This is a genomic window from Pseudarthrobacter sp. DSP2-3-2b1, from assembly GCF_049895945.1.
Lineage (GTDB): Bacteria > Actinomycetota > Actinomycetes > Actinomycetales > Micrococcaceae > Arthrobacter.
Map to the genome: position 1 here is coordinate 36666 of NZ_JAFCTI010000014.1, position 14875 is coordinate 51540.

Below are 14875 nucleotides of genomic sequence, written 5' to 3' on the forward strand. Positions count from 1 at the left end.
CCTTCAGTAGTCACCCCAGGTACCAGCCCGGGGGAGCCCACGAGGCGGGAACGCTGTGGGCGGAAAATTCTTCACAACGGGTGCAGGTATAGGCGACTTCGCCCAGTGTCCTGACCGCCCCGTCACGCCGGTAAACCGGAGGAATGTACGACTCCAAATAAATGAACTCGTCGGTGCCGCACTTATCGCACGTGGGCTTGCTGACGAACTCGGGCTCCGCCCTGGAAGTGATGGAGCTGTGACCCGAATGGTGGGTGACCAGAGGACGCACCGGGTGGTGCGTGCGCGTTAATGCTGGGTAAAGATGGGTGTTCTCGGCTGTCGTCATTGGCTGCCTATCCCGAGCGCGGCCGCCCCATGGGCTGCAGGGCGCACTCGTACGGTTTGAACCGGCCACTGCTTGACCCCATGGATAATCCAGCATAGGGGAGGCGGGCTTTTTCTACAATGGTTTGAGCAAACCCTGGGCCCGGTCCGGGCGCTGTCAGGCCGACTTCTTCAGGGTCCTGCCCACGATGGCCTGGGTCAGTGCATCGATCACTTCGGCGTTGGCCAGCGGATTGCGGATCAGTGTGAAGTCGACGTCGCCCACCGGCGGAAGGTCAAACCGGCGGGTGATGATCTTCAGGTCCTCGGGAACGAGCGACGTCGGCATAACGGCGATCCCGATGCCCGCCCTGAGTGCCGCCAGGACTCCGCTGATTTGCCGGGTGGTGCAGGTGATCCGCCACGTCCGGCCGTGTGATTCAAGGGCGTCGATGGCCAGCTTCCGGCTGAGGCTGGGGGAGGGGTAGGCGATCAGCGGCACGTGATCACCCGGCTCGAGGGAGGTCTGCTCCAGTCCCACCCACGAGAAGGAATCGTGCTGGACTACCGTGCCGTCCTTGGCCCCGGCCACCCACTTCACGAACACGAGGTCCAACTGGCCTGCGTTGAGCTTCCGGTACAGCTGGTCGCTCTGGCCCACCGTCAGCTCAAGGTTGATCTGCGGATAGACCTGCCGGAACTCGCGCAGAATCCGGGGAAGTCCTGTGATGGCAAGGTCATCGGCCGTACCGAAGCGGAGCCGGCCGCGCATCGCGGAGCCCGAGAAGTAGCGCGCGGCGGCATCGTGCGCCGAGAGGATGGTCCGGGCAAAACCGGCCATGGCATCCCCGTTGTCCGTCAGGCGGACGTCACGGGTGTCCCTGGTGATGAGGACCCGCTTGGCGGCCAGCTCCAGTTTGCGGACGTGCTGGCTGACGGTGGGCTGTGCGAGCCCCAGCCGCTCGGCGGCCTTGGTGAAGCTCAGCGTCTCAGCCACGGCCAGGAAGGAGCGGAGCTGGGCGGGTTCAAACACGGGGTCTCCTTGCGCGCTGCAGTGGCCCTAAAGCGGGCCCTATTACGGATTGTAATGCTAGTTATTGACTCGATAGTTCTACATAATCGCTCCGGTTCAGCTTAGCGTTGGAGTCATCCCGGACCGCCCGCTTCCCTGAGGACATCCCTGTGGCACCCCCACCGCCTTCATCGGCAACCGTCAGCCAACCCGTTATCGACTCAGCTTCCTCCCAGACCCAGCCCATCGCCGTCGTCAGTGAACACCTCCCCTGGCGCCACACGTTCATCTCCCTGAAGGTCCCCAACTTCCGCATCTTCGCGATTGGCCACTTCGTTGCAGTGATCGCGCTCTGGATGCAGCGGATTGCCCAGGACTGGCTGGTGCTGGAACTGTCCGGCTCCGTCACGGCCGTGGGCATCACGGTGGCACTGCAGTTCCTGCCATCGCTGATCCTCGGCCCGTGGGGCGGAATGATGGCTGACAGGTTCGCCAAGCGGAAGATCCTCATCCTGTGCCAGTCCATGGCCGGCGTGCTGGCGGCGGCACTGGCAGTTCTTGCCCTCAGCGGCGCGGTGGAAGTCTGGCACGTCTATGTCATCGCGTTGGTGCTGGGCTTGGTCACTGTCCTGGACCAGCCGGCGCGGCAGGTGTTCGTGAACGAGTTGGTAGGCCCGAAGTACCTGCGCAATGCCATCAGCGTCAACTCCACCACTTTCCAGCTGGGCGGGCTGATCGGTCCTGCGCTGGCGGGTCTGCTGCTCACCGCCGTCGGTGCAGGATGGGCTTTTGCCGCGAATGCGCTGGCGTGCTGCTCCACGGTGACCATGTTGCTGCTCCTGCGCAAGGACCGGCTGTTCATCAGCAGGCCGGCGCCCAAGAAGAAGGGCATGCTGCGCGAGGGGCTGCGGTACGCCCTCAGCAAACCCACCATTTACTGGCCGTGGTTGATGGCAGGGTTCATCGCCGTGTTCGCCATGAGCCTGCCCGTGCTGCTGGCTGCCTTCGCTGACCGGGTGTTCGACATCGGCGCCGGGGGCTACGGCCTGCTGAACGCCCTCGTAGCACTGGGCGCCCTGGCCGGTGCCGTTGCGTCCACCCGGCGCCGGCAGCTGCGGCTTAGGTCCGTGGTGTTCTGCGCCGGAATGTACGGCGTGATGCTGTGCCTGGCCGCGTTCGCCCCGTCCCTGGTCTGGTTCGGGGCGGTCATGGTGATGTCCGGCTTCTGGTGCCTGATGTTCCTCACCGGCTCCAACCAGCTGGTCCAGATCAGCTCCAACATGGGCATCCGCGGCCGCGTCATGAGCCTGTACATCATGGTGCTGATCGGCGGCCAGGCCATCGGCGGGCCCATGCTCGGCTGGATTGCCGAAAACGTGAATCCCCACGTTGCCTTGTTCGTTTCAGGCGGGGTGCCGGCGTTCGCTGCCCTGACGGTCGGCGTCGTGCTTGCCCGCAAGGGTGCCCTCGGGCTCAGGGTGAACCTGAAGGACCGGCGCCACCCGGTGCGCATCGTGAGCCGGGCGTCGGCCGCCTAAAATAGCCGACCACCGCATCCGTCTCCGCCTCCTGCACTAAGCCGCGCCTGCACTAAGCCGCGCCGGGACTAAGCCGCCGCCGGGCGCCTGCCTAAACGGTCTGCCCGGGCACTGCCGGACCGGGCGCCGCAAGGGCCTCCCGAACGGGTGTGAATGGCACCCCCGGGAGCTTGGCACGTTCGGAGGCGGCGTCGAACCGCATGTCCGCAGATCCCAGATTCACGGCCCCACCCAGGACGCGGCCCCACGGCGGTGCCACCAGCCGGGCCCCGGCAGCGGCGATGCGGAGCATGGGTATCGGAACGTGGACTGTCCGGCCACTCCCGTTGCGTTTCACCAGGAGGGCTGCCAGTTCATTCAGTGGCAGATTGTCCGGTCCGCCGATGTCCACCGCCTGGTCCTTTAGCCCGCCATGGAGCGCAAACACCACCGCCGCGGCCAGATCCAGGGCGCTGACGAAGTTGACGGGGTTGTCCCCGCGCCCGAAGACGACAGCAACGCCGCTCTTACTCAGGGACTCACCCATGATCGCGGCGTAGGTTTCGAGGATGGTGGTGGGCCGCAGGATGGTCCAGTCCAGGTTGCCGGCCACCAGCCGCTGCTCGGCGGCGTATTTCATCCGCGCCAGCTCCAGGGGATGCGAGACTGACGCCCCGTGCATCGAGAAATGCACAAACTGCTTCACGCCGGCCCGCGCTGCGGCTTCCATCAGGTTGATGTTTCCGTCCCGGTCCACGGCTGCGGGGGTGCTGCCTGATTGGGGGCCGAAGGCGCTGATGGCCGAGACGACGGCGGTGCAACCGCTCACCGCGCGGTCAGCATCAGCGCGGCTCTCCGCCGTACCAAGGACAGTCAGGACGCCCCTCTTCTGGAGGTCCGCGGCGCTTTGGGGTGATCGGGTCAGGACGCGGAACGGCATTCCGGCGTCCTGCAACGCCGCGGCCACCACCCTGCCGGCTGTCCCCGAACCACCCGCCAACAGAATCATGGCCGGACACCTCCTGGAGTGGGAGTGGGGGTGGTCGCAGGAGCGGGGGCGTGCGTCAGACGGCCAATGGCGTCATCGACATTCCCGCTGGCCCGCTCAACCGGTTCAAGGTAGAACTTCGCGGCAATGATCCGTCCGGTTCCCCCGGCAGGGCCGTCCACGTGGAAGATGGCTACGCCTGCCATGCTGCTGGGGGATCCGTCGGCCAGCGTTCCCTCCATGGCAAGTTCCGTCCAGATGCGGGGCCCGTCAACGCTGTGGCTGATCAGGCTGAGGTCCGTGTTGGGGGCGGCGGCGAAGATCCGTTCCCAGTTTCGGCGGACCTGTTCGCGGCCGGTAAACCCACGGAGCGGATGGGCCGGCGTTTCGTTGACGTAATCCGGCGAAAAACAGGCCACCAGTGCGTCCAGATCGTGACGGTTGGCGGCTTCGAGCAGGCGAAGGACTGTGGCCAGGGGGCTGGCATCGGTGCGGTCGTCGAGGGTCATGGCAGACCTCCCGGTAGAGGCTTCTGAGAAGGCTGGAATATTGGATACAATGAGCTGTATCTAATAAGGAGTGTAGGTCTTGTGCGTAGAGCAGTCAATGGTCCGGATGCTGCGGGAGGGCGTCAGCCCCGGACCTATGACGCCTCTGCCCGGCAGGAGCGCGCGGCCCGGAACAGGGAAGCGGTGCTGGACGCCGCGAGGGATCTGCTGTTCCGCAGCGGCTACGCAGGCACCAGCATTACCGCGGTGGCCAAGGCTGCCGGCGTTTCACCCGAATCTGTGTACAAGTACTTCGGCGGCAAAGCCGGACTGGTCCGGGGTATCTACGAGCGCGGCCTCCTGGGCAGCGAAAGCGTCCCGGCCGAGCTGAGGTCAGATGCGGCACAGCTTCAGGAACGCGATCCGCTGCGTCTGATGGGAACGTGGGGGCACCTGGTGGCGGAGGTGCTGGTCCAGGGCGCGCCTGTGTGGATCCTGATGCGGGATGCCGCCGCTGCCGGGCACACCGAGCTGACCCTGCAGCTTGAACAAATCCGGGAAAAAAAGTACCACCGGATGAGGGCGAACGCCCGCCGCCTGCTGCAGTCAGGTCACGCCAAAGCGTCCCTGACGGAGCAGCAGGCGGCAGACATCATGTGGTTCTACTCATCGCCGGAGCTGTACGAAGTGCTCGTCGTGCAGCGTGGCTGGAACCCTGATCAGCTGGCGGCCTTTGTTTCCACCGGGCTGGCGGCGCAGTTGCTGTAGGCCTGCCCGCTACACCGTTGGGTGTGGGTACTCCGCCCCGCGCTTCTGGAACACCAGCACGTCCTTGTTCAGGACCACGCCGTCGCGGATCTCGATGGCGCGGGAGATGGTCTCGTTGCCGTCCCATGCCGCCGGTCCGCTGATGACCGTCTCGAGGAACGGCAGCAGCGCCTGGCTGATCTCCCAGGTGGAGGAGTTCCAGAGGTAGGACGGGCTGTGGTCCACGGCGTAGTAGTTGATGTGGTCGCCGATGGTGAACATGGGCTCGGCAAAGGTGGTGGAACGCGCCCAGCTGAAACCCATGCCCTCGTCGCAGGACACATCGACGATCAGGCTGCCCGGACTGAACGCCGCGAGGTCCTCGGTCCGCAGATAAGTCAGCGGATTGTTGGGGTCCTGCAGCGTGCAGTTGACCACGATGTCGCTCTCGGCCAGGAACGGCGCCAGCGGAACCCGGCCCCGCTCGGTGATGACCTGGCTCAGGAAGGGGGCCTCGGCGTCGTGATCAAACTGCACGATGTTCACCGAGTGGATCGGGGCGCCGACGGCGGCAACCCCGCGGTTGGTCAGCACCTGCACATCATGGATGCCGTGCGCGTTCAGCGCGGTCACGGCGCCGCGGGCGGTGGCACCAAAGCCGATCACCACCGCACTGAGCCGCCGCCCGTAGTCGCCCGTTGAACCGGTCAATGCCAAGGCATGCAGGACCGAGCAGTATCCGGCCAGTTCGTTGTTCTTGTGGAATACGTGCAGGCCGAAGCCGCCGTCGCTGGCCCAGTGGTTCATTGCCTCGAACGCAATCAGCGTGAGTTTCTTGTCGATGGCCAGCTGGGTGATGGCGCGGTCCTGGACGCAGTGCGGCCAGCCCCAGAGGACCTGGCCGTCGCGCAGCTCTGCCAGGTCTTCCGGCTGCGGTTTGGGCAGGAGTACGACGTCGGCCTCCGCCAGAAGCGCTTCCTTGGTGGCCATTTTGCCCACGAGGGTGGAAAGGTGCTGATCGGAGACGCCGAAGCGCTCGCCGTAGCCCTGCTCCAAGATGATGCGCTGGCGCAGTTCAGGGGCGATGCGCTCGAAGTGCAGGGGATGGATGGGGAGACGGAGTTCGTCCGGTTTCCGCGTGGAGGCAAGGACGCCCAGGCTCAGCTGGGTCTGCTGGCCGTTCACTTCTTCTTGGCGGCCTTGTTTGGCGTGGTGTCCACGGAGCTGGCGGGCGAGGAAGCGGCTCTCTTGTCGGCGCGTTTTTCCTTGATGGATTTGCCGGATTTTGCGGATGCTGCTTGACGGGGGGACTTGTCAGCCATGATTGCTCCTGTAGCGGAACCGGAGAGGTTCCTGACTTCCGACGATACACGCCGGCACCTAACGGGCCTTGGGATCCGGCGCGCCCGGAATCCGGCCGGGGAGCGTTCAGCGCGGCGGTCATTGTGCCTGCAGGTTTAGGGTGTGAAAATGACGCTCTGGGCACTGCGCCGGGCAGGCCTTGCGGGATTACGGAAACAGCGCCATGGGAACCATCACGATTGAAAGTACCGTCCTCATCCCCTGCGGACGTCCAGAGGTTTATGCGCTCTGCACGGATGCCCAAGCCCGGGCGGCTGTGCCTGGCCAGGAGGGGCGGGTCCTCACGTTCCAGGACCAGGAGGCGGAGCGGTCCTGGACCGAAACGTTCGTGGGCAGCGGCGAGACCGTCAGCTGTTCCTACGTCCTGTATCCGGTGGCTGACAGCACCCGGATGACGGCGACCGCGCAGTACCAGCCGAAGGGCCTTGGGCGTATATTCTCCGCTGCCAAGGAAGGCTCATACCGGAAGCAGGAAGCGGCCCGGCTTGCAGCGCTGAAAAAGGCCGTGGAGCGAGGCGTGAGGAAGGCCAGAAACGGCTAGGGGTTCACCGGGGGATTTAGTGGCTTTGGAGCGGCTGACGGGAATCGAACCCGCGTATCAAGCTTGGGAAGCTAGCGCTCTACCATTGAGCTACAGCCGCGTCGCCCCCAATGTGAGCGGGGCAGAACTTAGCTTAGCGCAGATGCGCGGACTCCCCTGCAACCTGCGGCGCCTGTGCGGGCCGTGTCCGGGAGAGCTGCCCAAGCCTGCCGCGTCATCCAATAACTGTTCCATAACGCCGCCGCCTGTGGCTAGGTCCGGGGCGGACCGGGTGGCTACTCTGAACCCGTTAGCTGCGGTGTCATGGGGGTGGGGCGGGCTACCATCGCCGACCCTGCCGCTGAACGAAGGAATCCCATGGCATTTGCCGAGCACGAAGTGCTTATCCGCCGTGACGCCCTGGCGGTTTACAACTTCCTGATCGACGGCATGAACCTGCCCCAGTGGCGCCGGGGCATCCGCACCATTGGCTTGCTCTCCGGGGCACCCGGCACCAAGGGCGCCATTTACCAGCAGACAATGACAGGCCGGGCCGGACGGACAATCCCGGCAGATTTCGAAATCACCCACGCCCGGCCCGGCGCCGAGATCCAGTTCAAGGTCATTGCGGGCCCCGAACAGCCCGCGGGCGGTTATTACCTCAGCACGGAACAGGCCGGGACCCGGGTCCGGTTCGCGCTCGAATATCAGCCCAAAGGCCTGCTCGGCCTGATGAACGCCGGCATCCAGCGCACCATGAAGGCCGAAGTGTGCCAGTTGATGCGCCTCAAGGACGTGCTGGAGATGCGCACGGCCGCTTAGCGCCGCCTTTGGCCGCAGGTTACTGTGCCAGCCTCTGGCCGGCCCAGCTGCCGGTAATGTTCGACGCCGCCGCAAGGGTTCCGCCGCTCAGGTCCCAGTACTGCACGGCGTCGTTAGCCCGGCGCAGGGCAACGCCGGTGGAGTTCAGGGCGGTAACACCCTTCAGGGACCTGATGCCGGTGACGTCGCCCCAGCCGGTAGCGACAGTGGTGCGGGCTTCGGCGCGGGGTGCCACGGCGCCGGATCCCCGGTAAAGCTGCACCACGCCGTCGGCCTTTATTGCCAGAAGGTCCTGGAAGCCGTCGGCGTCATAATCCACCATGCTCAGCCTGCTTTGCGGGACGCCGCTGGTCATCAGTGTGCGGGAGGACAGATCGGCCAGGCCCTTGTTCGGGTAGAGCCAGAGGTTGCCCGACGTGTCCAGGGCAACCAGTTGCGGAAGCCGGTTGGTGGCGCACCACCCGCCGACGGCGAGGGTCATGGTGGCCCAACCGGACTGGCCGAGTGTGACCGCAGCGGCGAAGCCCCCGCCGGCGAACCCCGGATGAAGCGTAAGCCGGCCGTCATTCCATTGCGCGAGGATGTCATAGGTGCCGTTGCGGTCCCAGTCGGTCACGAAGACTTCCTTCGCGCCGCTGAAGAAGGAGTTTATGACCCTGGCCGGGCCGTAGGTCCTGTTCCCAGTGGAGGGGCGGTTGATGAGTTCGCCGCCGCTATTGATGGAGACGAGGTCCGCGGCGCTGGTGATGGCGGCGGCTGTCAGATCCAGGGTAGGCGGCATGTGCCTGACGGCCGGATCGCAGACACTCGGTGTTGCCGGCGGGAAGGGCGAGCTGCCGGTTGAGCCGCCACCAGGGGAGGTGACGGTGCCCGCAGGGAGGGTGGTGTAGCCGAAAAAGTTCACCACGCCCCAGATGGAGTACAGGTTATTCGTGTAGGAGATCCCTGCACCCATGACGTTAAACCGGGGATCGAGAAGCATCGCGTTGTGCCCGGGGGAGCCCTTCCACCACTCGACCAACTGCGCTGCGTCGCGGTCTGTCCGGATGGCGATAACCTCACCGGCTCCGTTGTTCGGGCTCAAGGCGCGGGCATCCGTCCAGAAGCTGGCCCGGTGTTCAATGACGTCACGTGAGGCGATATTGTCTGACCAATCCTGCGCCAGGCCCGCCACGGTGGCGTGGTACTTCACGGGAGCCAAACCCTTAGCCACCCGGTATTCGTTGATCCTGTTGAACACAGTCAGGATGGCGGCTGCGTTGCTGTCCGGGACGAGGGCCTCCGGCGTCAGTGCTTCGGGGGTGAGGGTTGATTCCGTTGACTTTGTTGAGGGTGCTGGCGCTTTGGGCTGGGCCAGTTCCTCGTCCGGCGCCCACAGCGGTGGAATCGAAGGCGGCTCCGGTGCGATGGCCTCACTGGGGGCGGTCACGGGCACGGCCTGGTTTGCCGTTGACGCGAGGGGCGCGGCATCTGACGTGGCCTGATCCGCGGCCTGATCCACGGCCGGCGAGGCCGGGGTGATCAATGGTTCCACGGCCGGGGCGAGCGGCGATCCGCCGCCGGTGTCAGCGCCAGGAGTACCGCCGTCGTCGTCCGTTGCGACCGCCGGGTTCAGCGTGACGGCGCTGGGACCCGTGGCTCCCGCAGCTTGGGCTGCCGAGGCGCCTGGGTCCTTGTCAGTAGGACCGGTGTACAGGCCGGCCGCCGGGGACACGAGCGAGAGCGCGCACAGGACAGCCACAACGGCGGGCGCCGCAAATTTTCTCAAATTCATCCCCAGCTTTTTGTTCAGTTGGAACCAACCGGGAGACCATCCGGCGGCTTACATCTGAGGCAACATTAGCCCCACCAGGCAACAGCAACAACGAAAGAATGTGCGCTGTGGACAACGCATAGTAATTTGGGAGGCGTGCTGATCTCTGACCGCGACATACGTGCCGAAATTGACTCCCAACGGATTGTTCTTGAACCGTACGATCCCGTGATGGTTCAGCCGTCGTCGGTGGACGTGCGGATCGACCGGTTCTTCCGGCTTTTCGACAACCACAAATACGCCCACATCGACCCCGCGGAGGAGCAGCCGGAGCTGACGCGGCTCGTGGAGGTGGAGACCGGTGAGCCTTTCATTCTGCACCCTGGCGAGTTCGTCCTCGGCTCCACGTACGAGACGGTTACCCTGCCCGATGACATTGCCGCCCGGCTCGAAGGCAAGTCTTCGCTGGGCCGCCTTGGCCTGCTCACCCACTCCACCGCAGGGTTCATCGATCCGGGCTTTTCCGGGCATGTGACCCTGGAGCTGTCCAACATGGCCACCTTGCCCATCAAGCTGTGGCCGGGAATGAAGATCGGCCAGCTGTGCTTCTTCCGGCTAACCTCGGCCGCTGAATTCCCGTACGGTTCGGGCGAATACGGCAACCGGTACCAGGGCCAGCGCGGCCCCACAGCCAGCCGCAGCCACCTGAACTTCCACCGCACCGCGGTCTGAGTCTTTTCGAGGGCGGCTCCTCATCGAGTGGCGAGATCTCGGCGTTAACACCCGGCCTAAGCGGCGAGAGCTCGCCACTCGATCCGCGGTCCGGGGCCGGACTGCTCCTCCACACTGTGCATAACCCGCCTACCGGGGATTAACTGTGCCAACAATGGGTCATGCGGCCGCCTTCAGCTCTCCCTGACCACTTGGTCGGACTGTCCTTCACGCTGGAGCAGCAGGTCCAGGCGGGAGTCCCTGCCGGGCGTGCATGGCGCAGTGATCTGCGGGTGGCGAGCCGTGGCGTTCGCGTTCCATGGGGTGCTGCCCAAACGCTGCACCGCACGTGTGCCCTGCTCGCCGCGCTCACGCCGGACGCGGTCTGCTGCCTCACGACGGCGGCCCTGCTGTGGGAGTGCCCGCTGCCCCTCGCCATGCAGCATGACTTGAACATTCACTTGGCGAAGGCAGCTGGCGGCACGCGGCCGGTCCGGAAGGGAATCGCCGGTCATCGGCTGGCACTCCGCGAGCAGGACGTGGCAATGCTCGACGACGTCCCTGTCACCGGCCCCGCGCGAACCTGGCTGGACCTGGCTTCGGTCCTGGATCTTGAGGACCTCGTGGCGGCCGGCGATTTCTTTATCTGCAGCCAGTCGAGGAGTTTCGGCCCTCCCAAGAAGGCGTTGTGCTCACTGGCGGACCTCCACGAACAGGTTAGGTCCAACCCCGGCGTCCGGGGAATCCGGAAAGCGAGGCTTGCCGTGGAACTGTGCCGGGTTGGTGCCGATTCCGTGCCCGAGACACGGCTTCGGTTGGCCCTCGGCCGGCTCGGCCTGCCGGAGCCGGTGCTCAGTTATGTGGTGCAGGATCCAACCGGCTGGGAACTGGCTTGGCCGGACATGGCGTTCCCGGACTTCAAGGTGGCCGTCAATTACGATGGGCGCCACCATCTGGAGGCCCGCCAACGTGAGTCAGACATCAGCAGGGATGAATCCATAGCGGCTATCGGCTGGCAGTCGGTCACGGTTACGGCCGGCCATGTGCGGACCTGGGGTTACGACGGATGTGCCCACCGGGTGCTGGATGCGCTGGTGCGGGCGGGGTGGCGGATCGAGGGGTGAGATATCTGCGCTAAGCGGCCGCCAAAGCGATGAGATGTAGCCACTCGATGAGGGTTCGGGGTGCGGCGGGGTGGCGGATCGAGGGGTGAGGTATCTGCGCTAAGCGGCCGCCAAAGCGATGAGATGTAGCCAGTCGATGAGGGTTCGGGTGCGGTTGGGTACCTACCCAGGCGGGCGTCAGGTCTGCGCAGCTACGCGGACGGGCCAGGGGAACGCCTTCACGGCAGGCTCAACGTAGCGTGCGGCCAGCGGGCCAATGATGGCCATCAGCAGGACGTAGGCGGTGGCCATTGCAGCGAGTTCGTCCGGAACCACGCCCGAGGCCACGGCCAGGCCGGCGATGACGATGGAGAACTCGCCGCGGGCAATCAGCGCAGCGCCGGCGCGGAAGCGGCCGGGCCGGGCAATGCCGGCCCGTTTGGCGGCCCAGATTCCGGTGACCATTTTGGTGGCCGCGGTGACGACGGCCAGGATCAGGGCCCAGCCGAGCACAGGCGGGATGGACGACGGGTCAGTGTTGAGCCCAAACGCAACAAAGAAGATGGCGGCGAAGAGGTCCCGCAGCGGCTCAAGGATCCGGGTGGCGCTGTGGGCGGTGGCTCCCGAGATGGCGATGCCGAGCATAAAAGCGCCCACCGCGGCAGAGACCTGCATGGCCGACGCGATGCCGGCCACGAGCAGTGCAGCGCCGAGCAGGTTGAGCAGGAAGACCTCGGAGTTTTCGCTGTGCACAGCTTTGGACACGTGGTGGCCGTGCCTCAGGGCCACCACCAGGACAACCGTGACCACTGCCAGGGAGATGCCCACGGTGGTCAGCCCGCCCAGGAAGCTCACGCCGGACAGCGTGGCTGTCAGGATGGGGAGGTAGAGGGCCATGGCCAGGTCCTCGAACACCAAGATGGACAACACCACTGGGGTTTCGCGGTTGCCGATCCGGCCGAGGTCCGTGATGACCTTGGCCGCGATTCCGGAGGACGAAATATAGGTCACGCCGCCCATGACCATGGCGCCCACCGGACCCCAGCCAAGCAGGAAAGCCAACGCTGCCCCGGGCACAAAGTTCAGTACAAGGTCAAGAACACCGGCCTGCCATGACCTGCGCAGGCCGGTGAAAAGTTCCGCCGCCGTATATTCCAATCCGAGCATAAGCAGCAGGAGGATGACGCCGATCTCACCGGAGAGATGTGCGAATTCCTGCATACCTTCTAGCTTCACCACGCCGCCAGCGCCGAAGGCGAGTCCGCCTACGAGGTACAGGGGAATGGGTGACATTCCGATCCGTCCGGCCAGCCTGGCCAAGAGGCCAAGGCAGAACACAACGGCCCCCAGTTCAATGAGGGTCAGGGCCAGCGGGTCCATGACGGTTATCCGTTGCGCAGGATATCGGCCGCGGCGTCGAGGCCCTCTTGCGTGCCGACGGCTACCAGCAGGTCACCGGGGTGAAGCACGACGTCGGGGCCCGGCGACGGGACAACCTCGCCTTCCCGCATGATCGCCACGATCGAAACTCCGCAACGGGTGCGGATGCAGGCCTTGCCCATGGGCTGGTTCTGGAACGGGGAGTCAGCAGCGATGGAGAACTGCCGGGTGACGATGCCCGGGATTTCCCGGTGCTCCTCGGACAGTTTCATGGCCAGGTGCTGCCCGCCCAGGAGGTTGCCCAGGGTGGCGGCCTCATCCCCGGTGAGGGGAATGGACGCCTGGCAGGTATCGGGATCGTCCCAGGTGGAAACAATAAGTTCCGTCTGGCCCTCCCGTAGCTCCACTACGCCGATACGGCGCCCTGAAGCCGTCATAAAGTCCTTCCGCCGGCCGAGGCCGGGGAGGTCTGTCTCGTCCACGTTCATGATTCCAGCCTAGTCTTCGCGGAGTGGTTTAGGGTGGCCGCGCGCCGGGTAGGGGGCGGCGGAGGCGGGACCTTGGGATTTGTTCGCGTTAGGCGGACGGGACCACCGCGATGGAGGTCTTGTCCGGCGACTTCACCGGCAACAGGACCAACAGGCCTGCCAGCAGAACCACCATGATGCCCAGGATCCCCCAGCGCTGTGCCTCGCCGGCAGCGACCAGGGGAGTGGCCAGCGCGATGCAGAGCGTGAAGAGGGCCGGCGCCAGGAAGCTGACGGCGCGACCTGTGGTGGCATAAAGTCCAAAAAGCTCGCCGGACTCGCCGTGGGGGGCCAACCGCGCCAGATACGCCCGCGACGAGGACTGGGCCGGGCCTACAAAGAGGCAAAGGAACAGCCCGAACACCCAGAACGTGGTGCTCCCGGCCCACTCCGTTCCGAAGAAGACATAGTCGCCATTGCCGAGGACCAGGATCATGGTCCCCGCGATCAGCAGCCCCACAAGCGAGCCGATGATCACTGCCTTGGGGCCCACCCTGTCGTCCAGGAATCCGCCGATCACTGCCCCCACGGCCGCCACCACGTTGCCGAAGATGGCGAAGAAGATGACCTGGGACAGCTCAAAGCCGAAAGTGCCGGCCGCGATGACGCCACCGAACGTGAAGACTGCGGCCAGGCCGTCCCGGAAAACGGCGCTGGCGAGGAGGAAGTAGATGGTGTGCGGGCTCGTGGCATAGATCGCCTTGATCCGGCGGACCAGCAAGGCGTACGAGGCCATGAACCCCAGTGGCTTGACCTGCACCGGACGGGGAAGTTCCGGCACCGCGAACATGACCGGCAGGGCGAAGATAAAGAACCACAGGGCGGAGAACACTGCCACCAGCCGGATATTGAGACTGTCTTCGGTAGAGGCGCCGTACCAGTCGAAGCTCGGCTGGACGAACAGTTGCAGCACGATCAGCAGTGCCACGATGCCGCCAAGGTAGCCCATGGCCCAGCCGAAGCCGCTGACTTTGCCGATGTTCTTCGGGGTGGAGATCTGGGTGAGCATGGCGTTGTAGTTCACGCCGGCGAACTCAAAGAAAATATTGCCCAGCGCAATCAAGGCAACCCCCAGCAGCAGGAATTCCGGCCGAGGGAAGACGAAGAAGCACAGGGCGGTCAGGATGGCGACGGCGGCCGTGTTGACCCCCAGCCATAGCTTTCGCCTGCCCCCGGCGTCGGACCGTTGGCCGGTTACCGGGGCCAGCAGGGCGATTGCCAGTCCTGCGATCGACAGGGCACCGCCGAGAACAGCTGACGCCTGGTCCTCGCCGCCGAAGGCGTTGGAGGTCAGATAGACAGTGAACACGAAGGTGGTCATCACTGCGTTGAAGGCCGCAGAACCCCAGTCCCAGGCTGCCCAGGCAATGACCCTGCCCCGGCCGGTGGCTTCGTTTCCGGAGGTGAGTTCCGGTGACGGCTGCATGGCCTCGGGAGCGCTGGCGGTGTTCATAGGCTGAATGGTATCCGCCCGTGGCGAACAAGGGGTCCTCCTGTTGCGGGACACCCGGGGAATCCGGCGTCCCAGCGTGACGGCCGGGGGAAATTGTCGGTGGGCGCTTGCTAAACTGTGGCCACCGAATCCAACGAATTGACCGCCTGCCCCAACTTTTGACAATCGAATTCCTGACGAACGCGG

Annotated in this window: 15 protein-coding genes and 1 tRNA gene; 6 read left to right on the plus strand and 10 right to left on the minus strand. The window is 65.2% G+C overall.

All coding sequences use genetic code 11. From position 1 onward, the window contains the following. Positions 1-484: 484 nt before the first annotated feature. A complete protein-coding gene (locus ACP7AX_RS15960) occupies positions 485-1339 on the minus strand; it encodes a LysR substrate-binding domain-containing protein (RefSeq protein WP_131683281.1) in 855 nt (284 codons plus the stop codon). A gap of 149 nt (positions 1340-1488) precedes the next feature. Between ACP7AX_RS15960 and ACP7AX_RS15965 the strand changes: the two genes are divergently transcribed. After that, complete coding sequence (locus ACP7AX_RS15965) at positions 1489-2856, plus strand: MFS transporter (protein WP_426227758.1); 1368 nt, start codon at positions 1489-1491, stop codon at positions 2854-2856. 91 nt (positions 2857-2947) lie between these two features. On the opposite strand, the gene ACP7AX_RS15970 is transcribed toward ACP7AX_RS15965, so the two are convergent. Together ACP7AX_RS15970 and ACP7AX_RS15975 are read right to left on the minus strand one after the other, a co-directional pair. Next, positions 2948-3844 (minus strand): SDR family oxidoreductase, encoded by an 897-nt coding sequence (locus ACP7AX_RS15970; RefSeq protein WP_426227760.1) that lies wholly within the window; start codon positions 3842-3844, stop codon positions 2948-2950. Then, positions 3841-4332, minus strand: a complete 492-nt coding sequence (locus ACP7AX_RS15975; RefSeq protein ID WP_426227762.1) for a nuclear transport factor 2 family protein — start codon at positions 4330-4332, stop codon at positions 3841-3843. The genes ACP7AX_RS15970 and ACP7AX_RS15975 overlap by 4 nt, the downstream gene beginning before the upstream one ends. An 81-nt stretch (positions 4333-4413) precedes the next feature. On the opposite strand from ACP7AX_RS15975, the gene ACP7AX_RS15980 reads away from it, so the two are divergent. Continuing rightward, entirely contained in the window at positions 4414-5079 is a 666-nt protein-coding gene (locus ACP7AX_RS15980) for a TetR/AcrR family transcriptional regulator (RefSeq protein WP_426227764.1), read from the plus strand. Between the two features lie 9 nt (positions 5080-5088). On the opposite strand, the gene ACP7AX_RS15985 is transcribed toward ACP7AX_RS15980, so the two are convergent. Both ACP7AX_RS15985 and ACP7AX_RS15990 read right to left on the minus strand, forming a co-directional pair. Then, complete coding sequence (locus ACP7AX_RS15985) at positions 5089-6243, minus strand: N(5)-(carboxyethyl)ornithine synthase (protein WP_426227766.1); 1155 nt, start codon at positions 6241-6243, stop codon at positions 5089-5091. Beyond that, positions 6240-6380: a hypothetical protein gene (locus tag ACP7AX_RS15990; RefSeq protein WP_426227767.1), complete on the minus strand. Its 141-nt coding sequence runs from the start codon at positions 6378-6380 to the stop codon at positions 6240-6242. The genes ACP7AX_RS15985 and ACP7AX_RS15990 overlap by 4 nt, the downstream gene beginning before the upstream one ends. Positions 6381-6583: 203 nt before the next feature. Between ACP7AX_RS15990 and ACP7AX_RS15995 the strand changes: the two genes are divergently transcribed. Then, on the plus strand, positions 6584-6961 hold the full coding sequence (locus ACP7AX_RS15995; RefSeq protein WP_426227769.1) for a hypothetical protein: 378 nt from the start codon (positions 6584-6586) through the stop codon (positions 6959-6961). A 26-nt stretch (positions 6962-6987) separates the two neighbouring features. Here ACP7AX_RS15995 and ACP7AX_RS16000 read toward each other — a convergent pair. After that, a tRNA-Gly gene (locus tag ACP7AX_RS16000) sits at positions 6988-7061 on the minus strand. Positions 7062-7318: 257 nt separating this feature from the next. On the opposite strand from ACP7AX_RS16000, the gene ACP7AX_RS16005 reads away from it, so the two are divergent. Beyond that, the gene (locus ACP7AX_RS16005; RefSeq protein WP_131683274.1) at positions 7319-7762 is read left to right on the plus strand and encodes a hypothetical protein; all 444 of its coding nucleotides are present in this window, start codon (positions 7319-7321) and stop codon (positions 7760-7762) included. 19 nt (positions 7763-7781) lie between these two features. Here ACP7AX_RS16005 and ACP7AX_RS16010 read toward each other — a convergent pair whose 3' ends face one another. Continuing rightward, on the minus strand, positions 7782-9536 hold the full coding sequence (locus ACP7AX_RS16010) for a CAP domain-containing protein (protein ID WP_426227771.1): 1755 nt from the start codon (positions 9534-9536) through the stop codon (positions 7782-7784). A gap of 135 nt (positions 9537-9671) precedes the next feature. Here ACP7AX_RS16010 and dcd point away from each other — a divergent pair, with 135 nt between their 5' ends. Together dcd and ACP7AX_RS16020 are read left to right on the plus strand one after the other, a co-directional pair. Then, on the plus strand, positions 9672-10247 hold the full coding sequence (dcd, locus tag ACP7AX_RS16015) for a dCTP deaminase (RefSeq protein ID WP_131683272.1): 576 nt from the start codon (positions 9672-9674) through the stop codon (positions 10245-10247). Positions 10248-10408: 161 nt separating this feature from the next. Next, positions 10409-11350 (plus strand): hypothetical protein, encoded by a 942-nt coding sequence (locus ACP7AX_RS16020; protein WP_131683271.1) that lies wholly within the window; start codon positions 10409-10411, stop codon positions 11348-11350. Between the two features lie 177 nt (positions 11351-11527). Here ACP7AX_RS16020 and ACP7AX_RS16025 read toward each other — a convergent pair whose 3' ends face one another. The 3 genes from ACP7AX_RS16025 to ACP7AX_RS16035 all read right to left on the minus strand — a co-directional run bounded on the left by ACP7AX_RS16025 (position 11528) and on the right by ACP7AX_RS16035 (position 14689). Next, positions 11528-12709, minus strand: coding sequence for a cation:proton antiporter (locus ACP7AX_RS16025; RefSeq protein WP_131683270.1), 1182 nt, complete (start codon positions 12707-12709; stop codon positions 11528-11530). A 5-nt stretch (positions 12710-12714) separates the two neighbouring features. Then, the gene (locus tag ACP7AX_RS16030; RefSeq protein ID WP_131683269.1) at positions 12715-13197 is read right to left on the minus strand and encodes a TrkA C-terminal domain-containing protein; all 483 of its coding nucleotides are present in this window, start codon (positions 13195-13197) and stop codon (positions 12715-12717) included. An 88-nt stretch (positions 13198-13285) separates the two neighbouring features. Next, the gene (locus tag ACP7AX_RS16035) at positions 13286-14689 is read right to left on the minus strand and encodes an MFS transporter (RefSeq protein WP_426227774.1); all 1404 of its coding nucleotides are present in this window, start codon (positions 14687-14689) and stop codon (positions 13286-13288) included. Positions 14690-14875: the final 186 nt, after the last annotated feature.